Source organism: Streptomyces tatrensis (genome assembly GCF_049310065.1).
Taxonomy (GTDB): Bacteria; Actinomycetota; Actinomycetes; order Streptomycetales; family Streptomycetaceae; genus Streptomyces.
Genome location: NZ_JBMDLB010000006.1, coordinates 29,967 through 50,183 on the forward strand (window position 1 = coordinate 29,967; position 20,217 = coordinate 50,183).

Here is a 20,217-nt window from a genome sequence, read left to right on the forward strand (position 1 = left end):
GGGCGGCGGCGCTTTCCTGGAGGAGTCAGCGAAACGCCGACCCCGGAAGGGAGGCACTCCCATGACCAGTCCCAAGCCGCGCAAGCGCCCCGTCATCGTCTCGGGCCGCCCCTGCTGACCCCGCACAGCCCTCGGCCGGCCCCGGACTTCCTGGTGGAGTCCGGGGCCGGACCCGTCACCCGCGCCGACACCGAGCAAGGAGCCCGTCCATGCATCCCACCCAGCAGCCCGAAGGCATCCGCGTCACCCTGCGCGCCGAGGGGCTCACCGCGGCCGTCGTCCGGCACGACACCACGCACATCGACGTCGCCGAGACCGGATTCACCGAGGCCGTCGCCGCGCTCGCCGGCCGCGGGGACTTCCTCCTCATCGACGGCGGCCTGTACACGGCGTGGGAACACTGCCTGCGCCCGCTCCTCGTCCCGGGCCGCCACCTGGTGGTGGAACCCGGCGAGGCTGGCAAGAACCTGGAGAACGCCGCCCGGATCATCACGGTGCTCCACGAAGCCGGCGTCGACCGCCGGACCACCGTGACTGCGGTCGGCGGCGGCGTGCTCTGCGACCTCACCGGCCTGGTCGCCAACCTGTACTTCCGGGGCGTGCGCGCCGCCTACGTCCCCACCACGCTCCTCGCGATGATCGACGCCGCGATCGGCGGGAAGACCGGCGTGAACCACCCCCGCCAGAAGAATCTGATCGGGACGTTCTCCCACCCCGCCGAGGTCCACATCCACCTCGACGCCCTCACCACCCTGCCCCGCCCCCAGCTCGTCTCCGCGTACGGCGAAGCCCTCAAGATCGCCATCGTCGACGACCCGGAGCTCTTCGACCTCCTGGCCGGCCCACTCGGCGACACCCCAGTCAGCCCCGTCCTGACCGACACCGAGGTCCTCAACCTCAAGATCCTCCACACCCGCGTCCTGACCGCCTTCAGCGCCCAGGACCCCAACCTGGACGGCCAGTACCTGGAGGACCTGGAGAACTACACGACCATGCAGGTCCTCCACGACCCCACCGGCGTCATCGCCACCCACCAGGTGTGGCTGCGCCACCACGCCGTCGACACCATCGGCGACTGGCTCCTGCCGCCGCTCGCCAGCCGGTACGCCTCCACCTACTGGCGCTCCGTCTACCAGGGCGTTCTCCGCACCGAGGAACACGCCTGGCGCCACCTGGCCACCCATCTCCTCGAGCTCCTCGCACAGTTGGGCTTCGCCCAGGCCGGCGTCCTGCCGCCGCCCCGCAAGTGGCTGCTCTCGCCCCGCATCCTCACCGTGCTCCCCGACGGCGCCGGCCTCACCGCCCTCCTCGACCAGCTCCACCGCGCCTCCACGACGGACCAGGGCTCCGTGCTCGGTTTCTACCGCGCTCTGGCGGCCGTCGAGGACGCGCTCCTGCACACCGGGGAGCTGTACGCGGGCATGTGGTGGCGAGGGGTCTTCACCGAGCGCATCACGCACCTGGCCCGCCACACCGGCCGGCCCGACCTCCTGGCCATGACTAAGGCAGCTCCCCGGCCCCGGACCATCCGGTGACCGGTCGCCGCGCCGAACATCTGCTGCTCGGCGTCAGCGGGTCCAGCGCCGCGACCGCAGCCGCCGAGCTCGTCGCCGACGCGGGCCGGTACGCGCGCAAGGTCACCGTCGTGGCCACCGAGACCGCCGCCGAGCTGTTCCTGCCGGACCTGCCCGTCCCCGTCTTCACCGACAGCCACTGGAAGGCGCACCCCGAGGACCCGCTGCACATCCGGCTCCTCCAGGACACCGACTGGTTCATCGTCGCCCCCGCCACCGCGACCACCCTCGCCCGCGCGGCCGCCGGCCTCGCCGACACCCTCCTCGCCGCACTGATCCTCGCCCACGGGCCCGGCGTGTACTTCCAGCCCTCCATGAACCAGCGCATGTGGAACAGCCCTGCGACACGCCGCACGATCGGGCTACTGACCGCCGACGGCCACCACATCCTGGGTAGCACCCCCACCCCGCCCCTCACCAGCGACAACCCCACCGGCGGCATTGGCGCGATCCCCGGAACCGTCCTCGCCACCGCGGCAGCACACCGGCACAAGCACGAGAGCTGACTGCCCTGCGCCGCTAAAATCGCGACCTCAACCCGCCCCCTGGATTGAGGCACCGCGCACGTGAACGTGAACCAGCACCCCCAGCAGCTCCTGCTCATCGGCGGGGGTGCCGGCTCCGGCAAGACCGCCCTCGCCCGGGCCCTCGCCGACACTGTGCCCGGGGCAGCGCTGGTCCAACTCGACTCCTGCTACCACCGCGACCCCGACCTGGCCCCCAGCGTCCCCCGCTTCGACGGGCCAGGCCGGGTCGTCGACTTCAGCGACCCGCTCGCCCTGGACAGCGCCCTCATCAAGACCGCGCTCGCCGAGCACGCGACCGCTCCGCTGGTGATCGTGGAAGGCACCTTCGCGCTCGCCCTGCCCGAGCTCACCGCCATCGCCGCGCTGAGCGTGTACGTCGACACCCCCGCCGCCATCCGCGTGGTCCGCAAAACCCTCCGGAAACTTCAGGAGGGCCAGGACCCGGCCCCAGGCCTCCTCGGGTACGACACCAGTCACCGCTCCTACACCCGCCACGTCGCCCCCACCCGTGAGCACGCGAACCTTGTCCTCGACGGCACTCGCACGATCGCCGAGCTCGCCGCCGAGCTTCAGACTCACTTGGCCAGGCAGCGCCGGAACACCTCGGCCCTGTAGCCAGCACGGGGCCGCCGCCCCTCGCGGGGTGGTGACCCCTGCACCATTGCGGTCGGCGCATGTTGGGGGCTAACGGTGTATCACCGCGCAGTGATGCCCCGCGCACACCCACACTGGCATGGCCGCTCAGGGCTCCGCCCGCCTCTCGCCCGGCTGGCCGACCCCTCTTCGCGTGCAGGTTTCTGAACCCGCGGCGGACCCGGGCGGGGCGCGCCCGGACATCCGTCGAAGTGGGCCTCCCTCAGCTCCTGGGCCGGTGGGAGACCGAGTGAGCGGTGCCGTTCCGGGGGCCCGCGTTTTCAGACGTGGGCCCCCGGAACGGCGATACGCTAGATCTTGGAGGTCGGCTTGGGTGTGCCCTTGATGGGGAGCTTGCCCAGGCCGATGACCCAGTCGCCGTCCTTCTCGTTCATCATGACGTACATGCTGAACGGCTTGCCGGTGCCGTCGGTGCCGGTGATGCCTACGCTCGCGATGGTCGGCTCGAACTCCTTGCTCACGTTGATATTCGAGATCTTGTAGCCGCGGCCGCCGTTCTCCGCTATCAGCTTGTCGGCGTCCTCTTTCACCCCGGTTTTGCCCGGCGCCCGAAGATCCAGGTCGATGAGGCCCTGAGGGTCCCGGGCGTTGAGCGCGGCGATGTACCTCTCGGCGGTCTGCCTCTCGCTCCTGCCCTCCTTGTCATCCGAAGAACAGGCGGTGAGTGCTGCGCACAGAACAGGCACTGTCAGCAGCGCGAGGGCCCTCTTCATGGGTTTCACCCTTCGTGTCAGGTGCGGTGGGCGTAAAACCATGTGCCGGGGTTCCTGGCTTTGATGTAGCTGAGAGGCATGTCGACCGAGTTGGGGGTGTGGTAGCTCAGGTAGAGCATGCCTCCCTCCCGGCCCGTGACCATCATCGTGTGGTTGAGGTTGCTGTTGGGGTTCGGACCCCAGTCAGCCTGGAGTACATCGGACGGGAACATGTTCCAGACGTTGGAGATGTTCTTTGCCCTGCCAGAGTTCCGGGCGAACCAGTACCAGTTCTCCGCGCCGGCCCAGGTGTAACTGGTCGTCGAGCTCAAGCTGCCGTACCACCACTTTCGGGTGTTCGCCCGGTCAAAGATGCCACCTGACGTCTGTGCCCAGCCGCCGGCCGCAACTGCCTGAGAGATGAAGTTGGTGCAGTCCTGCCCGTAGGTACGGAAGTTGCCGTTACCGCGGAGGCTGTATTTCCTCGCGTAGTTGACCATCGAGGTGTAGTTGTACCCGGCCAGGGGCCCGTCCATCGTCTTGTCCCTCAGCGGTGCGTCCCCGCCGGGCACGTCGCTGCTGGGCGGAGGCTTGGGGCCCTCGTCTACGGGAGCGGGCAGGATCTCGTCGTCCGGGACCGGCTCGCTCAAAGTGGCGGGACCCTCAAGCTGCGTGGGCACCGCGGGCCCAGAGCCGTTGGCGGGTGTCTGATCGTCCGCGAGCTTCCACGCGCCGTCCGCGGCACGCTTGAACGTCAGCGTGTGAGGGAGGACGTACGTGGTGTACGTGATCGTGGCACCCTCCTTGACGTCGGCGAGGTACAGGCGGGTTTCCTCCTCGATCGCCAGCGTCGCGGTGTCACCGCTGACCGTGCCCTTGCCAGGAATGACGGTCACTTCGGCACGGCTGAATCCGCTCCAGCGCTTTTCCAGCGTCGTAGCGTTGGCCTGCAGTGCGGTGATCTCGCCTCCGAGTACGTCGGCCGCTTGCGCGGTCAGCGCAAGAGGTGCCGGGGCACGCAGAGTCTGGGTTCGCGAGAGGGTGACGGCGTCGGCTCGGCGCTGGAGGTAGGTGTCGGCGATCTGCGCCAGCTGGCTCTTGTCTGCGGTCGGCAGCGCGGTCTCCGCCGCCTGCGAGGCGGGCGCGGCTATGCCGAGCGAGAGTGAGGCCAGCGCCAGTGTCACGGCGCTGGCAGCGCGTACGGGAACTCTGGTTCTACTCAAGTTATCCCCCCGGATGTGTTGAATGATCGATCAAAGTTGTACGGCCATTCATGCCTCGACAGCGAACCAATTCGATCATCTGTCCGGTAATCGTCCCGGACATGGCCGGTTGTGCGGTCCTCCATGGTTTTCCAGCTCCACCATGGCCGGGTCGCCTCACTGCAGAGGGGACCACTCATGAACAAGGAGGCCGCCGCGTCGGTGATCAGCCCTTGGGGCCGGCCAGCCGTCGCAGCCCAGCCGTGGCGGTTGCCCACGCAAGCGCTTGGCGGTCGACCTTCCGGTGGCGAGGGAGCCGGCAACCAAGGCCTGACTCGTTCGCCATCCCGGAGTCCGGGCACTGGCGGCGCTTCCCAGCCAATCTTCCCAGGTGGCCGCGCGAGATAGGCATCGGCTAGGGCCGCATGTGGCGAACGGCCTCAGGGGCGGTGGCGCCTTGGAGAGCGACAGAGGAGACCTTCTCCGACCTCGCCTGACGAGGGGCTTGTCTAGCTGGACATACACCGACAACCCTTGCGGCCACGCTCAAGTCAAACGACTTGAAACCGCTTGGCCGGTCACTGAGTTGATGGGTACTTTACTCAGCGTTCGAACGTTCGAATCGCGCTTTTGGCGTGGCCGGGGGGCATGCAGGCGCCGCACAAACCTCGTCTCGCGCCGTCCCACTACTTCCTGTGTCTGGGATTGGATCGGCATGAGCCTCATGAACCGCAAAACCGTACGGGGCGCCCTGGTCGGCGCCGCGCTTCTCGGCATGGCGGGCATCACGCCCGCCCACGCGGAGGGCAGCTGGAACTCCCACATAACCGGATGGGAGGTTGGCCACGAATCGCGCCGCTGGGATGACCGCAACTCCGATGGCGTCAGTACGTTGGTTGGCTTCAGCGACTGCGTTACCACGAGCAGTCTCGGCTTCAAGAGTGCCTCGCTGACGCTGTACAAGGACGTCTTCGGCCCGGACGAGTCGCAGGGGGCCCGGTCGAATACCTGCAACTACGTCAGCTGGGGCGACAAGGCAGCGGCGAAGTACTACTTCAGGCTGACGGGGCTGACATACGGCCAGCATCTGACGGTGACGAACGTATCGGCCCTGTACTGATACACATCGCGTGACCACCGCCTCAAGATGCCTAGTCCATCGGGCTCTTGAGGCGGCACGCGCTTCAGCGAACCTCTACCAGCCGCCCGCGCTCCGGGCGGCGGATTGCGCAACCTCATGGCTCTGGTATTCGACGGCGTAACCTTCCGGTACACCCGGAGGAACGACGTGTTCAACGGGTTCGACCTTCACCTGGACAGTTCCGCTACGGTCCTCCTGGGACCCAACGGCGCCGGCAAGTCGACGCTCATGGCGCTGGCCTCATCCCAGCTGCATCCCCACAGTGGCCGGCTGTCCTTCAAGGACCTCGATCCCGCGAAGCGCCGCGAGAGGGCAGACTTCCGCCGCCAGGTCGCCTGGATTCCCCAGCAGGTGACGCCGATGCCAGGCCTCACCGTCCGGGAACAGGTCGCCTACGCAGGTTGGCTCAAGGGAATGTCCCGCAGTGACGCCTGGCAGGCGTCCGAGCGTGCTCTCGACCGCATGCTGCTGGGCAAGCTCGCCGACCGCAAGAGCCACCAGGTCTCCGGGGGCCAGCTCCGCCGGATGGGCATCGCGGGCGCCCTCACGCACCGCAGCGAACTGATCCTCATGGACGAGCCGACAGCCGGCCTCGACCCGCAGCAGAGGTCCGTGTTCCGCCGGCTCGTCGAGGAACTCACCGGGGACGTCCAGGTCCTGGTCTCCACCCACCAGACCGAAGACCTCTTCGACCTCTACAGCCAGGTCGTCGTCCTGGACGAGGGGACCGTCCGGTTCCAGGGCACGACCGCCCAGTTCCACGAGCTCGCCGACCACGGGGAATCGCCCCGCGCGCACGCGGAGAGCGCCTACGCCCGCCTCGTCGGCAAGGAGGTCTGAGATGCTGCTGCGCACCATCATCCGGTCCTCCTCGGCGACCTGGCTGCTGCCCCTGCTCGCCCTGTTCGTGGTCACGGCCCTGGGTGACGACCTCACCACCTGGGTGACGCCGCTGTACTGGCCCTCCGCAACGGGCACCGCGACGTTCGCCCAGCCCTTCATCGCCGCCGCGTGCGCGGCTGCCGGGGCATGGGAAGGCGCACGCCTCCGCCGAGGACGTGTTTTCGACCAGGGTCCGGTCCGCTCCCCGCTGGCCATCGCCTTCCCCGCTCTCGCCCCGGTCGTCGTCATGGGCCTGCTCGCCCTTCTCGCAGCGTTCGCCACGGCCGCTGCCGCCGCCGACCTCGGGTTCGGCGTCCCGGACCTGGGCATCCTCGCCGTCTCCACCGCCATCCTCATCGCGAACACGCTCGCGGGAGCCGTCCTGGGCCGCATCCTGCCCGGCGTGCTCGCGGCCCCCCTCGCACTGATCGTGGCCTTCATCGCCAACGCCTACCCCGCGTCCTGGAACATCCGCTGGATCCGGCACCTCGTCGCCAGCAGCCTCGACAGCTGCTGCGCTGTCGACCAGGTCATCGACCCCCGCGCACTGTGGACCGGCGCCGTCTTCGCCCTCGCCATCAGCGGCGCCGCCATGCTCCTGATCCACTTCCGGGGCACCCTCCCGGCAGCCGCGGCCGCCCTGGTCGTGGCGGCTTCGGGCGCCGGTATCGCCGGCTACCTGGCCCGGGACGTCGACTACGACCCGGTCGTCGCCCGCCCCACCTCCGAACTGGCCTGCGACAACGGCACCCCCAAAGTATGTTTGTGGCCGGAGCTGGAACCCCAAGCCGACGTGATCGCCAGCGGGGCCCGGGCCGCGACCGACCGCCTGGCCAAGGCCGGTCTCACCATCGCGCCCACCCTCACCATGGCGGCCGAACCCGGCCCAGGGGAGAGCAAGCTCGGCATCCCCACCCAACCCACCCCCCGCGACCTCGCGGCCGGTGTCGTTTCAGGATTCCTTCCCCAGCCCCCCACCTGCGCCCTCAACGGAGACCCGTACCCCGCCGGTGCTGCTCAAGGACCCGTCGCGGCCTGGCTCTACGCCACAGCCACCGGGGAAACCCGCCTCATCGAGGGCCGCTTCGACCCCCGAGACGTCGCCTTCGTCACCGAGAAGATCCTCAGCCAGCCGAAGAACGTCCAGCTCGACTGGTACCAGCGCAACACCGCCGCCATGGCCAACTGCAACGACACCCCCCCGATCGCCCTCGCTGCCGGGAACAGCCAGTGATCTGGTGGTGCAAGACCCGCGCGGTCCCCGCCCTACTGGCCACACTCATCGCCACCATCGCCCTCGGCCTCCTCATCGGCGACGCCCAGCTCCCCGTACCCGCGCTGACCGGAGCATCAGGCGACTTCCTCATCGGGCACCTGATCACCCTGGCGCCGGCGATCGTCTTTCTCTACGGCACGGGCCGAGGCGACCTCGCCACCGAGACGGTCGCAAGCCGGCCCCTGCGCGTCTGGGACACCGCACTCGCCGGGGCCATCGGCCTCCTGGGACTAAGCACCGCAGTGGTCAGCCGCCTCATCGGCTCGGACGGCCTCACCACCGTCCTGGGCCGCAACCTCGCCGGCTACACCGCACTCGCCCTGCTCCTCATGCCCCTCCTCGGCCAGCACCTGTCCACCTCAGCACTGGCCTGCATCCCCCTCATCTGCGCCGCCACCGGCTGGGCCCGCAACGGCCAACCCGAGCAGTGGGCCTGGATCCTCCACCCCGCCGACTCCCTCCCCGCACTGCTCCTCGTCACCGCCCTGCTCCCAGCAGGTATGGCGTTCGCAGTGACATGGCGCCGACCGCCCCTGACCATCCGGGGTCTCTAGTCCGCCACACCCAGACCCGGTCTCCGAACGAGAGGCCGTCGCACCCCTTACAAGGAGAAACGTGCACCACATACGCACGCGCGCCATCCGCGGCGCCGCCGCCGCGGCCATCCTGACCCTGGCCGCCGGCATCGCCCCCGCGCACGCCGAGGGCTACTTCACCTCCTCGATCACCGATTTCAGAAACGGCGACGAGTCCCGACGCTGGACCGACAAGAACACCGACGCCCGCAACACCACTGTCTCCCTGTGGGGCTGCAGCGGTAAGCCCCATATCCCGAGCGAATTCAAGGTAGAAGTCTGGAAGGACGTCTTCGGACCGGACGAGGGCAAGGGCGGCAAGACGAGTCCCTGCAACCTCAAGTCCTGGGGCCGCCTCGCCTCCGGCAACTACTACTTCGAGGTCCAGCTGCCGGACGGCTTCTACATATCAGCGACCGGTGTGCGCGTCGACTACTAAGGCACCAAGCCGCTAGCACCTGGGGCGGTCTCGTGGACTGAATCGGTCCGCGAGTCCGCCCCAGGGACGAGTGCAGAGGCCATCGCAGCGGCAACATCCCGCTCTGTCAGGCCAGAGGCCTCGAGAGCGTATAACCCAACGCAGCAGGTGCCGCTGGCTCGTACTCACCCCCAGGACCGGTTGATCTGCTTGCACTGGCGGATGTCCCGGCGGCGTCGACGAACACGGTGGTGTCACCGGGACGGCGACGTGGTCTTGTCTCGGGCCGGCCCAGGCAGGTCTCCGGTCTTCAGGTCCCCCATGACGGCGCTCGCGACCGTGCCGGCGCGGTCGTCCTTGCTGTATCCGTAGGGGCGGGCGTCGTCACGCTGACCCAGGCGGGCCAGCGACCAGCCGCCGGGCGCAGGCCCGAGCCAGAGCTCGAACTCCACCCTGCCGAACTCGAAGTAGACCGTCTCGTCCTCAACTTGGCCCTTCACCAGGCGGGCGATCTCCTCCGCCTGCGACGGCTGCGGCTCGCGGCCCTCGCGCAAGGCCACGGACTGGATCGCGGAGACCGGACCGGCGAGGCGGGACCCCGGCAGGCCCCCTCCAACGTCTCAGTGAAGGCGAACCAGATTGCTCCATCGCCGAAAGGCGATTCACCGGTGCTGAAGTTGCCTACCTGGTGCCAGCCGTCGGCGAGCAGGACGGAGCCGATGTCGGCCGGGTTGAGCTGGATGGTCACAGGTGCTCCTCAGCGTGCGGTGTCGGGCATGAGACAGGGTGACGTGCGAGCCCGTTCAGCGTTGTTGCTGGCATGGACGAGACCATGGAACTCCTCGACGTGCTGCTCGACGGGGTAACCGAGCCGCGCCTGAAGCTGGTCAGCGAGGACGAAGCGCGCGCATTGATGGTGCTCCTCGGGTTACTCGAAGACACCGAGCAACCCGAGGACGTGCGCCGGGCCGCTGTCGAGATGAGGTTCCGGCTCGGATCCCGCCTCGGCGGACCCTGAGAATCAGCCGCGTACGCCTTCTATGGTGCGGGCTCGTAGACGACGGTGGTGGTCGGGCAGTCCTCAGCCAGACCGAGGAGCGCATGGCGCTCGGCGTCGTCCGCGGCCAGGTTCCAGCGCAGCTTCGTCGCAGCCCACTGCGCGGCGTACTCGCAGTGGTAGCCACCAGCTGGCGGCATCCACTGAGCCGGGTCCTTGTCCGCCTTCGACCTGTTCGACTTCGCGGTCACCGCGATCAGCGTCAGCGGAGAAGCCTGATCGTTCGCGTACGCCTCCCGGCGCGCCGCGCTCCAGGCGTAGCCACCGGAGTCGTGCACCTCGGCCAGGGGCACGAAATGATCAACATCCAGGCCGGCGGCGTCGGTGACCGTGACGTCGTCGTACGGGGACACCCACGCCCCGCCCGTCAGCTTGCACCCGGTCGCGACGGCCGGGGACTCGACGGCTTCGGAGAGGATGACCTCCTTGCGGGTGTCGCAACCGTCCGTCGGGTTCAGCCCGCGGTTCCAGTGCTTGTACAGGTCCCGCTTGTAGCCCTCGCGCTGCTCATCGGCCACGGGAATCAGGTCGACGGCCTCGAACAACGGCAACGGCGCCCGGAGCGCGGGTGTCGCGCTGGCCGGGGCGCCAGCGGCGAACGCCTGCTGGGGGCCGGCCGCGTGCGCGGCCGGGGAGACGGTGAGGAGGGGAAGGGCGGCGAGGGCGAACGCGGGCAGACCGCGCTGCAGCAGGTTCTTGATCACGTCCCGCGTTGTAGCCGTCCAGCCGCCGTCTGCGGGAGGAGTCCAGAAGGCGGGTCACCCGGGTGGGCGACCGAATTCACCGCAGAATCGGCACTTCGCCACCGGCTCAGCCGGCCTCATGGCTCCGCGGCGGATCGGCCCATACAGCTCCGCCGCGAACGGCTGCTCACCCCTCGGAGCCGCCGAGCTTCTCAACTTTCCGTGCCGCAGTCTCCGCCCGCTTCTGCGCCTTCGCGGCCGCTCGCCCGGCCTCGCTCAAGCCGGCGGCCGCGTCCGAGCGCGCCGTGGTCGCCGCCTCCAGCCGCTCACGCGCAGCCCGAATCTCCTCCTCGATCGCGGCAACCGCGGCCGCCGTGCTGTCCGCCAGCTCCTGAGCCGGGGCCTCGGCGGCATGCAGGCGGTCCGCCTCGTTCCGTGCTTCGGCCAACTCCGCCCGGGCCGCCTCCACACGCTCACGCCGTGCCTGCTCCGCCCTCCCGCCCGAGTCCGGCGCTGGGGCCCGCTTCGTCGTGGGGCCAGCTGGCCGGGCCGCTGCCTCCCGCCTGGGTGGAGCCGCACCGGGCAGCGGTTCAAGGCCGGTGAAGCCAAGCACGGCGTCCGGGGCCTTCGTCAGCCGGCCCTCCGCCCACCGCGCTGCGATGTTGCTGTCGGCGAGGACCGCGTGGAGGATCTGCTCGACCTCGTGGAGGACCGGCTCGCTCACGCTCTGGCCGGCCTCGGCAGCGAGCGAACGCGCTGTACGCGCGAGGCGACCGACCACCACATGCTGATCGTGCGACAGCTTCCGCAGCTGCTCGCCGTCCAGCGTTCGGTGCGCACCACGCAGCGCCTCGCCGAGCTGGAGGAGTTGCTCGGCCTCCTTGGGTCGGAGGCGGGCCAGCAGACCGGCGGTCCACGCCGCGACGGTCGGTTTGCGCAATTTGGTGATCGCGGCGGCGAGGTCACGGTCCCCGGCCTTGCGGGCCCGGGCCACGTACGCGGCCCGGGCCGCGGTGAACTCGGCTGGGAGTACTGCGTTCAGTTCCAGCATCACCGAGCCCACGTCCATGGGCGGCAGTCTCCCGCTCACCGCCCCGGACCGGCCCGCACCCCGCAGGACACCGCGCGTCGCTGGCCCGCACGGAGCAGTTCCGCGTGCGGGTCGGCAGGGGCGCAGGCGCTGACGAGCGCCGGTGGGCTGCGCTGCCACTTACTCCTGGTTCGGCTCCTTGGCCTCGGGCCAGATCTGGGGGCCCTTCCCCCCTCGTACCTCACCCTTCAACCGGCCCTCGATGTTGATTCGGCTCTGCCCGCTCTCTCCCGCCCACGCCGCGATCGCCTCGCGAACGACGTCGGTCTGGTCGCCCCACACCTTCCATGCGGTGTCCCACTCGGAATGGGCGTCATCCGTCCACCCGCCCTCAGCCGAGGGCCGCCCGTGGCGGTCCTGAATCTCCTGAACCCGCACCCACGCGGTGTCGGAGCGCTTCTGGAGGAGGATCAGGTCGTCGGTGAGTTCGATATCAGCCACGGCCGGAGCCTAGGGCCCGACACTGACAGCGACCGGGAAGGCGCCCCGGAACGCCCCAGTACGGCGCGGGCTCCCAGAGAACGTTGGGGTTCGGGCCCGCGCCGGCGCGGCGCACACCAGACGGGCTATGCCGCCTCGGTCACGACATCGGGTTCCACCGGGCGGGTCTGCTTCTTGAGCTGCATCCGGGCGTCCACCAGGTCCTCCCGTGGAACGGTGGACCGGTGGGGGTGGTCTACGACCGCGGCCGACAGATCCCGGAGCTCCGTCCGCATCCGGTCGACGGCCTCTTTCTGTTCGCCGCTCCAGCCAGGACTGTCGGGGACGTCTCCACGGTGCGAGAAACGCTCACCTCGCGTCCAGCCAGGGGTGGGTTCCACGCTCCAGGGCAGTTCGGCCAGGTAGGCGCGGTACTCGGCGTGGGCACCGTGGAGGCGCTCCTGCAGTTGAAGGAGGTCATCGGGGAATGTGGGTGCGTCGGCGATCCCACCTGCACGAATCGGTTCGATCTCTGTAGGGAAGTCGGCGGTCGGGCGTGTCAGCTGTTCGGGATCAGCGTGACTGGCTTCCCCTGAGCCGTGTGGCGGCGAAGGCGCGGAGACCGCTGCGGGGCGGCTCTGCGGCTGAAGCCCAGGATCGAAGCCCTCGCCCAGGGGCGGCGCTGACGCCAAGGCTCGCTGCTGCGGGATCAGAGCCAGCGCATCGGACGCCACGGTGGCTGCCGGGAGGGACCCGCTCAAGCTCGTTGTGGGACGGCATGTGGGCAGGTTGGGGCTCGTCTTCGAGCTGGAGTCATCCGGCCGGGTTGAGGGCAGGATGATGACGCCGGCTTGAAGTTCGGCAAGGCGATCGCGATCCGCGTCGGTCACCCAGAACCTGTCGACCTTGGTTCCCCTGAGGTACTCGACGGGCACAATCGTTCCGGCCGCCGTCCGGCGCACGAGATCATCGAACAGCACATCACGCGGCTTGGGAGTGACGTGCGGCTTGCCGCAACGACGGACCCCGTCCGGGCACGGGTAGAGCGCCCGCAGGTCGCATACCCAGAAGTCCAGGGCTCGGTAGCCGGAGATGACACGTAGGTCACCGATCTGCGCGATGACGTGGGCGGGCAGGTTGTTACTCCTGGTCCACTGGGTATCGCTTCGGCGCGCGTAGTCCGCCCGGTCGGTGTGCCACGCCGGAGTGATCCCCCGTTTCGCAGCTTTCGAGGCCCGGGCCTTCACGCTGCTCGGCCCGTCGAACCCGGCCGAAGATAGCTGGACCTCCCACCCGATTCGCCGTCCACCCTCGCCCTCGATCAGGGTGTCGGTCTGGATGAAGCTACTGCGCCCGACGGGCGTACGGACCTCGCAGTCACCATGGAAGCCGCCTTCTTCGGCTGCCCGCAGAATCCGTTCCTGGTATGCCTTGTGCTCGTCGCTCATCGGAGCCTTGTGGCGGTCCTCGTCCTCCTTGCGTTCGTGGACGGCCTCGCGGCGGCCGTTGGCCTGCTGCCGCAGGTACATCCACGCGACCACGCCGGCGTCCCTGCAGACGCCGCCGCACTGCAGCCCCCGTTCGGCGACAGGAACATTGCGCTGGGCCGCCATCCGGTCCGCCCTATAAAGCAATTCCCACAGGTCATCGAAGTTCTCGTGCCCGAGGTCTTCCTGCTTGAGATCGAGAAGCAACCTGTACGCGGTGTGCCAGACGATGTTGGCCACGCTGTGCCCTCCCCCTTGACGGCAACCCCGGCATTCACGGTAGAGGGCACCTCTGACAATCCGACAGGGGTCCGTCACGCTGAGCCACACGGCGCGGCGGTGCATGTCGCCGCCGGTCACTCACCACGCGGAAAGCCAGAAGAGTGGGGTACGCCCTGGCTCCACCAGACCACGGGGCAGTCAGGCTGGGGTCCCGCGCCGGTGTGGCCTGCAGCAGTACTACGGCCGCAGACTCTTCAGCTCCGGGATGGGCCGGCCGTCATTCGGCTTCATGGCGCCGAAGTGGCCCGGCGGCCGCCTGGAGGAAGAGCGCGCAGCAGCTCCCACAGGGGCCGGGACCCGCTGGCCCATTCAGCGAGGAGGTGGCGGTCGACGAGGTGGAGTTTCTGGGATTTCGCGAACTGGGTGGCGTCGGCGGTGATTCGGCCGTTGGTGAGCATGACCACGACGTCGCCGTTGTGGACCTGCCGGCCGGTGCCGTTGAGGACCTGCAGGTCCTGGCTCCCGACGGGTTTGCCCGACCAGCCGTCCTTCCTGTGCTTGCACTGGATCACCCACCGGCGCCCGTACGGGTCGGTGGCCTTCACGTCCGCTCCCTTGTCGCCCCGCCCGCCGACCTGCCGGGCATCCGCGCAGCCGTCGCGGCGCATCAGGTCCCGCACCGCGAACTCGAACGCCCGGTGATGCAGAGCGTCGAGCTGCCCGAGGGCGAAGCGCAGGCCGCTCGCCCTCACCTGCTCCCACCGTGCGGCCTCCCTGCGCCGCCACACCCAGAACCCTGTACCGGCGGCGGCCGCCAGCAGGATCATGGCCACGGTCCACGGGTGGGCGGACAGCCACCGCAGGGCTGCGGCCACCACGCTGATCACGACGGCGGCCGCGAGAGCGGCGAGGAGCAGCTGCTCCAGGTGCTGGTCCTTCCGTCGCCGGGTCCGCCGGCCGGAACGTCGGACAGGACGACGACGCCCGCTCACCGCGTGCTCCCCAGGGACGAAGCCCCGGAGGGCTTCTGGACAGCGGTGCCCTCTGCAGCTCGGGACGGTAGCCAGCCAGGCCCGGTCACAGTTTGGCCTGGGAGACGCTGCTGACGAGTTGCCCGATGAAGTTGGCGATGCCCTGACCGACTTCGGTGGGTGCGAGCATGATGCCCAGGGCCAGGACGATGAGCACGGTCATCTTCTCGTCGAACCTGCTCCGGGCCTCGGTGCGGCGGCGAAGCCGCAGCGCAACGATGACCACCAGCAGTACCGCCACGTTGATCGTCAGCAAGCGCCCAGTCCCCCCGCCACAACCCACGGGGCAGCGGACGACAGCCCCCTGGTCTTGTGTAGCTGGAGGTCAGCAGGGCTGTGACCCGATCACCTGGGATTGGCGGCAATGCACTGCACTGGCCAAATCTGGCGGGACCGCGCGTTCGGGGAACTCAGGTCCGTCATCGCCCGATGGTCCAGGACGCGCGGGCTACTTCGCCGGACCGCTGGCAGCCTCCTCCATGACCGCGTGCGGGTGTGGACCGGGCCAGCGAAGCCCGTGGCCCCGTCAACGCCGACACGGCCTCTACGCCTTGCGCGGGGGCTGGCAACGGTCCTGTCACTGGCGGCGGAGCTGGGCGCAGTCCGCGGTGAGCTGGGTGAGGAGGTCGCTGTCGTTGTCGGGGACGGACCGCTGGAGAAGGTCGGAGATTCCGCGGTGAAGGCGGAGTGCATCACTGGTGCCGGCGGCGGAGAGCACAGCCGACCACAGGGGTTTTCCGGGGAGGGTCTTCTTCTCGATCGCCTTCAGCAGGTCCAGCCTGTCCTGGTGAGAGAGACGGCCCAGTTGCCTTTGTCCGGTCTTCTCACCGACTTCCTCCCAGGTGGTGGTGCGCCCCTCGCGGGCTGCCTTCTTCAGCGCGCCGAAAAGGAACGGGGCCAGATAGGCGACCATGTCGGCTTGCGCCTGGCGCTCCGCGGCCTCGGTCAGACGACGACGCTCGTTAACAGCGTGTTCAGCTCGCGCATGGCGCTCTACTTCCCGCTGCCTCTGCTCAGCTTCGCGCTGCTGCCTTTCGGCTTCGCGCTGGCGTTGTCTGGCTTCGCGCTTCTCGGCCTGCGCACGCTGGTTCGCGGCCTGTTCCTCGTCGTACCGCTGCCATGCCAGGCGGACGGTCTCTCGTTCCTCAGCTGTGGCGTCCCGGTCCTTCAGCAGCTCGGTGGCTTCGAGGAGAAGTCCGTAGGCAGCGCGTTCCTTCAGCTGGCCTACGACCTCCTTGCGGTGCCTGGCACGCTGGTCCGTCCACGCGTGTACACGGCTGAGAGCGATACGCAGCCGGCCGACGTTCTCCGGCGTCTGGGTCGTCTCCAGAAGCTGGCGGATGGCATTGATCGCAACGGGGATTTGTTCCTGCTGGTCGCGCAGGGCCCGGTCGAGGTGCAGCAGCGCGCGTTTGACGGGGTCGTTCTGGCGGGCGGCAGTCACCGCGAGCAGCTGGGTGCGGGCGACAGAAGCACTGGTCCGTTGGTCCGCTGTGGCTTGCCGCGGGAGTTCGGCCAGAGGTACGCGAACCGCGGCGGGCCTGATCACGGTGTTCACACCCTGGGAGGTCAGCGTGACCGCGTCCAGGTTTTCCCAGGTCGTGCCCTGTCCGGGGAGCTCGGTACCGAACCTCATGAGACGGCCGCCGCCGGGCCGGTCCTCAAAGCGGATGCGGTGCACATACCCCCGCCGCTTCAGGATGTCGGTGACCACGGGGACGCCGGGGCCCAGGACGAGCTCCCAGGAGTCGTCGTCCCATACGACGGGACGGTTGCGGTCGAGATGAACCAGGAAGGTCCGCCCGTCATCCAGCTCGGCCCGCACGGCGGAGCCCAACGGCTCGAGGTAGACGAACTCGGCGGTGACACCCTGGGTCCGCAGCCATGACGCGAGGTGGGCCTTGGCGAACAGGTGGTTGGCACTGTCCTTGCCCTTCGCCGTACGGGCGCACTGCTCACCGGTGCCGTCGGTGCCGTAGTGGGCGAAGTGGCAGATCTTCTCGGTGTACCGGCGCGTCGTGAGCCGGCGACCGCAACCGCCCTCGAACTTGGTGCCGCACCATATGGTGTCGTCCGCATGCTCCAGACGGAACGCGTCCAGCTCCTCCACCGTCTCGGGACACAAGGCCGGCTCGTCAGATTCCGAACTCCCAAAGACCGCAGTCTGGATGAGGCGTCGATCCATCATGCTCCCAGTGCTCCATATGGGTGATGCCACCTGATTGTTGCGCTCGGCACTGACAACGCTCGGGTGTTTACGGGAACCGGCCGCCCACCGCCGCCAGCTTGACCTGGACCCTTTCCTCCGCCTGCGCAACGGACTCGACCGTGCTGGGCGGGCGTGTCGGGTGTTGTCGAGCCGCTGCTGCGCGCACCGCCCGGCATGACCTGGGTGAGCCATCAGCACGCGGGCGCGGAACGATGTCCACGAGCCCGCGATTTCGGGATCTACACCGACCGGCGCCTGGGTGTTCAGGCGGTGCGGTCCAGGGTCCCGGACGGGAGAGCCGTGGCCTGGCGCGGAAGCTGGGTGAGCCCGGCCCTCTCGGCCCGAGCCCGGGCGACAGCGAGCGCGTGCGAGGAACGCCTCTCACTCTCGAGGTCGGCCCGCTCTCGGAGCCGGGCGAGCTCAGCCTGTCCCTCCACGAAAAGATGCTCGGGCTCCCGCCAGGCACTACGGATCTGGCCCTCGACAGCGGCCTGGTGCACAGGGTCCACCGGCCTCGAGGTCCTCGCCCTGCGGTGTGCAGCGATGGCGTCGCGGTAGCCGGCGGGCGCCCGGTAGTGCTCCCCGGTTCCGTCCGGTCCAGGCGGCGGAGGGGTCTCCACGGAGTCCACGGTCCGTGACGGGGCTGAGGCAGGCGCGGTTCCGGGCGGCAGGATGCGGATGGTGCGCACGGCGGTGGCGTTGCCCATGACCTGGTTGGCGGCCTCGATGAGCGCGGGGGTGCGCAGCCGGACGGCGGTGGCGTACGGGTTGGATACGGGGCGTACGGCGAGTTCCCCGGTTTCGGCGTCGTACCCGGCCAGGGCGACGTGGCCGGTGAGGTCGCCAGCGATGCTCTGCCACTCGTCGGTCAGAGAGCCGCCAGCGGAGGGGAGTTCCCAGGCCCGGTCGGTGACGAGGTTGGCCAGGAGCGCGGCGAATCCGACGGGTTCGCGGCCGTCCGGCTGCCGGGTGGTGCGGGGGCGGTGGGCTTTGCGGGAGCCGCTGGGGCGGTCACCGCGCTGCTGGGCTGCGGCGCGGGCGGCGGCGAGGGCCTGGCGGGCAAGGTCGACACCGGATCCTGCCGGGGCCTGCGGGGTGTTGATCGCGTCGGTCATCGAGGGCTCCTTACCAGCGGTTCGCAGCGGTCATCGGGCGGGTGGGGCGGGGGATGTTCAGGGCGCGGTAGACGAGCTCGGCGCCGAAGACGACCTCGGCGCCGCCCCGCCCGAAGTCGGTGATCATGACGCGGACCAGGTCGTTTCGGCCGTTGCTGTACTCCTCCTGTGCCAGGGCCCGCATCTCCTCGACCTCCTGGGCGCTCATCGCGTGGCCCACGTGCCGGTCGGCGACGGTCCCGGAGGTCTTGTCGTAGTCGGAGGGCAGGGCCTGGCGGACAGTGTCGTAGCGCAGCCACTCGGCCTTCGCGGCCTGGCTGCACGGACCCTGGGGTACGGCCTCCAGCTCCTGGTGGCGGCGGGCGGCCGCGATACGGGAGTCGCGCCAGTCGGAGACCAGCCCGGCCCGGGCCTCGGGGGTTTGGACGATCTCGTGGGCGCCGGAAAGCAGGGTGGCCAGGAGGCCAGAGGCGCGGTGGACGGTGTCGACCTCGCCGCGGGCGTGCAGCCATCCCTGGACCTCAGCAGCGCTCCAGCCCGCGTCCGCGACGTGCCGGATGACCCAGGCGATCCGGGGCGTGGAGGCCCGGCCCAGCCAGGAGACCTCCCGGATCAGCTCAGCGGCCAGCTGGTAGCGGCGCCCCACCGTGTTGACCCCACGACGGGCCTTGTCGCCGGACACCTTCCTGATGGACAACTCGCTCTTCCCGCTGGCGATGCCTGTCGTCTCAGAGGGAAGCGAGGTAGTAGCCGCAGAAGAAGAACTAGAACTACCCACCTGCATTGGGGTGCAACGGGCCTCACCGGAAACAGCCGTCTCAGACGCCCCGGCAGCCCTCTCCCGGGCAGGCTTCGGAGTCCCAGGAGCTGCTTTCCGGGGCTTGCGGACCTTCCTGGACGCCTTGCGCGCCAGCTTCGCCATCAGCCCCCGGCCGGCGTCCGCGATCCCGGTCATCGCACGGGTGTACGCGGGCGCGGCCTCGTCCCGCAGCACCGTACGGATCCCCAGCGCGACATCGAACGCAGGCGGGACCATCAGCGCGAACTCCGACGCCTGGCCACCCTCCTCTGCGACCCGGGTGCCCTTGACCACGTACGCGAGCAGACCGGTCTCCCGCAGCATGCGCAGGTGGTCCTGCACCGCCCGCTCCGACAAGCCGACACGACGCATCAGGTACCTGATGCCCGGACGGCACGGCGACAGCTGCGCGAGCTCCTGGGCGACACGCACCGTCGTCACACCGAACGAGCGAGGGCCGTGTGACCGGTAGCGGCGCGGCTCATACAGGCCGGACCCGGCGACCCAGTGGACCGCCTGCATCCAGCTGTAGCCCTCCAGCGCGACCCGGCCCGACGTCGCCGACAGCCACTGCGACGCCTCCGGCACGAACAGCCCAGGCAGCACCGTGACCGCGACATCGTCGACCGACGCACGAGGAGCAGGCAGCAGCACGGCGGCCGTCGCCGCCACACCGCTCACCAGCCCACCGCCCCGACCGGAGCGGTGAACACCGAAGAAGCCGAACTGCCGAACGCCGTCTGAGTAGCCATCCGGCAGGTGTACGCGCCAAAGCGGACACCTCCGTCTGGAGCTGATTCGTGATCCATCTGCCGACCCTGCACCGGGCAGCCTGTGGACAGAGGCCGCTCAGCCCCGGTACCCCTCGGCGCTCCCGCACGGCGGGCAACAATCTTGGAACCCATCCCGCCACACGGGACGCCGCCCTCGCGGACACCGCCGTCGACGGACTTGTCGATGACCTCCGCAAGCGGGTGCATGACCGGGGCGGCCGGCATCGCGACCGCGCGCACCGAGACCACCCCGAAAGCGCGGACCCTGGAGCCCCGTGCAGGAGATCTAATTTCCGGGATGAACTCCACAAAAGCGCATGAACCGCCTCGCGATCCGGACAAGCGGGACGTCCGCCGGGCCTGAACCGGTGTGAAACGGACAAGGCCAAG

Annotated in this window: 21 protein-coding genes; 9 read left to right on the plus strand and 12 right to left on the minus strand. The window is 69.4% G+C overall.

Translation table 11 applies throughout. The annotated features are described in order from the left end of the window. Positions 1-209 precede the first annotated feature (209 nt). From ACODT5_RS03255 to ACODT5_RS03265, 3 genes are read left to right on the plus strand one after another with little or no spacing between them, the layout of a single operon-like run. Positions 210-1,535: a dehydroquinate synthase/iron-containing alcohol dehydrogenase family protein gene (locus ACODT5_RS03255; RefSeq protein ID WP_422517655.1), complete on the plus strand. Its 1,326-nt coding sequence runs from the start codon at positions 210-212 to the stop codon at positions 1,533-1,535. Further along, a complete protein-coding gene (locus ACODT5_RS03260; RefSeq protein WP_422517656.1) occupies positions 1,532-2,080 on the plus strand; it encodes a flavoprotein in 549 nt (182 codons plus the stop codon). The genes ACODT5_RS03255 and ACODT5_RS03260 overlap by 4 nt, the downstream gene beginning before the upstream one ends. Positions 2,081-2,140: 60 nt before the next feature. Beyond that, a complete protein-coding gene (locus tag ACODT5_RS03265) occupies positions 2,141-2,716 on the plus strand; it encodes a uridine kinase family protein (protein WP_422517657.1) in 576 nt (191 codons plus the stop codon). 329 nt (positions 2,717-3,045) lie between these two features. On the opposite strand, the gene ACODT5_RS03270 is transcribed toward ACODT5_RS03265, so the two are convergent. Continuing rightward, positions 3,046-3,468, minus strand: a complete 423-nt coding sequence (locus tag ACODT5_RS03270; RefSeq protein WP_422517658.1) for a hypothetical protein — start codon at positions 3,466-3,468, stop codon at positions 3,046-3,048. 17 nt (positions 3,469-3,485) lie between these two features. Continuing rightward, positions 3,486-4,670 carry an amidase domain-containing protein gene (locus ACODT5_RS03275; protein ID WP_422517659.1) on the minus strand — a complete coding sequence of 395 codons (1,185 nt, stop codon included), beginning with the start codon at positions 4,668-4,670 and terminating at the stop codon, positions 3,486-3,488. Positions 4,671-5,364: 694 nt separating this feature from the next. Between ACODT5_RS03275 and ACODT5_RS03280 the strand changes: the two genes are divergently transcribed. From ACODT5_RS03280 to ACODT5_RS03300, 5 genes are all read left to right on the plus strand, one after another. After that, positions 5,365-5,769, plus strand: a complete 405-nt coding sequence (locus tag ACODT5_RS03280; RefSeq protein ID WP_422517660.1) for a hypothetical protein — start codon at positions 5,365-5,367, stop codon at positions 5,767-5,769. A gap of 117 nt (positions 5,770-5,886) precedes the next feature. After that, positions 5,887-6,630, plus strand: a complete 744-nt coding sequence (locus tag ACODT5_RS03285; RefSeq protein ID WP_422517661.1) for an ATP-binding cassette domain-containing protein — start codon at positions 5,887-5,889, stop codon at positions 6,628-6,630. A gap of 1 nt (position 6,631) precedes the next feature. Beyond that, positions 6,632-7,906: a DUF7224 domain-containing protein gene (locus tag ACODT5_RS03290; RefSeq protein WP_422517662.1), complete on the plus strand. Its 1,275-nt coding sequence runs from the start codon at positions 6,632-6,634 to the stop codon at positions 7,904-7,906. Next, positions 7,903-8,502, plus strand: coding sequence for a hypothetical protein (locus tag ACODT5_RS03295; RefSeq protein WP_422517663.1), 600 nt, complete (start codon positions 7,903-7,905; stop codon positions 8,500-8,502). Before ACODT5_RS03290 ends, ACODT5_RS03295 begins: the two co-directional genes overlap by 4 nt. 61 nt (positions 8,503-8,563) lie before the next feature. Further along, positions 8,564-8,962: a hypothetical protein gene (locus tag ACODT5_RS03300; protein WP_422517664.1), complete on the plus strand. Its 399-nt coding sequence runs from the start codon at positions 8,564-8,566 to the stop codon at positions 8,960-8,962. A 233-nt stretch (positions 8,963-9,195) separates the two neighbouring features. On the opposite strand, the gene ACODT5_RS03305 is transcribed toward ACODT5_RS03300, so the two are convergent. Next, entirely contained in the window at positions 9,196-9,501 is a 306-nt protein-coding gene (locus ACODT5_RS03305; RefSeq protein WP_422517665.1) for a hypothetical protein, read from the minus strand. 260 nt (positions 9,502-9,761) lie between these two features. Between ACODT5_RS03305 and ACODT5_RS03310 the strand changes: the two genes are divergently transcribed. Further along, positions 9,762-9,959: a hypothetical protein gene (locus ACODT5_RS03310; protein WP_422517666.1), complete on the plus strand. Its 198-nt coding sequence runs from the start codon at positions 9,762-9,764 to the stop codon at positions 9,957-9,959. A 20-nt stretch (positions 9,960-9,979) separates the two neighbouring features. Here ACODT5_RS03310 and ACODT5_RS03315 read toward each other — a convergent pair whose 3' ends face one another. The 9 genes from ACODT5_RS03315 to ACODT5_RS03355 form a co-directional block, all read right to left on the minus strand. After that, positions 9,980-10,702 (minus strand): HNH endonuclease family protein, encoded by a 723-nt coding sequence (locus tag ACODT5_RS03315; RefSeq protein WP_422517667.1) that lies wholly within the window; start codon positions 10,700-10,702, stop codon positions 9,980-9,982. A 166-nt stretch (positions 10,703-10,868) separates the two neighbouring features. Next, positions 10,869-11,750: a hypothetical protein gene (locus tag ACODT5_RS03320; protein WP_422517668.1), complete on the minus strand. Its 882-nt coding sequence runs from the start codon at positions 11,748-11,750 to the stop codon at positions 10,869-10,871. Between the two features lie 141 nt (positions 11,751-11,891). Next, positions 11,892-12,212, minus strand: a complete 321-nt coding sequence (locus tag ACODT5_RS03325; RefSeq protein ID WP_422517669.1) for a hypothetical protein — start codon at positions 12,210-12,212, stop codon at positions 11,892-11,894. Between the two features lie 125 nt (positions 12,213-12,337). Further along, positions 12,338-13,918 (minus strand): hypothetical protein, encoded by a 1,581-nt coding sequence (locus ACODT5_RS03330; RefSeq protein ID WP_422517670.1) that lies wholly within the window; start codon positions 13,916-13,918, stop codon positions 12,338-12,340. Between the two features lie 269 nt (positions 13,919-14,187). After that, positions 14,188-14,892: a restriction endonuclease gene (locus tag ACODT5_RS03335; protein ID WP_422517671.1), complete on the minus strand. Its 705-nt coding sequence runs from the start codon at positions 14,890-14,892 to the stop codon at positions 14,188-14,190. Between the two features lie 85 nt (positions 14,893-14,977). Beyond that, complete coding sequence (locus ACODT5_RS03340) at positions 14,978-15,187, minus strand: hypothetical protein (RefSeq protein ID WP_422517672.1); 210 nt, start codon at positions 15,185-15,187, stop codon at positions 14,978-14,980. Between the two features lie 321 nt (positions 15,188-15,508). After that, on the minus strand, positions 15,509-17,056 hold the full coding sequence (locus ACODT5_RS03345; RefSeq protein WP_422517673.1) for a competence protein CoiA family protein: 1,548 nt from the start codon (positions 17,054-17,056) through the stop codon (positions 15,509-15,511). A gap of 347 nt (positions 17,057-17,403) precedes the next feature. Next, positions 17,404-18,255, minus strand: coding sequence for a DciA family protein (locus ACODT5_RS03350; RefSeq protein ID WP_422517674.1), 852 nt, complete (start codon positions 18,253-18,255; stop codon positions 17,404-17,406). 10 nt (positions 18,256-18,265) lie between these two features. After that, on the minus strand, positions 18,266-19,735 hold the full coding sequence (locus ACODT5_RS03355) for a helix-turn-helix domain-containing protein (RefSeq protein WP_422517675.1): 1,470 nt from the start codon (positions 19,733-19,735) through the stop codon (positions 18,266-18,268). Positions 19,736-20,217: the final 482 nt, after the last annotated feature.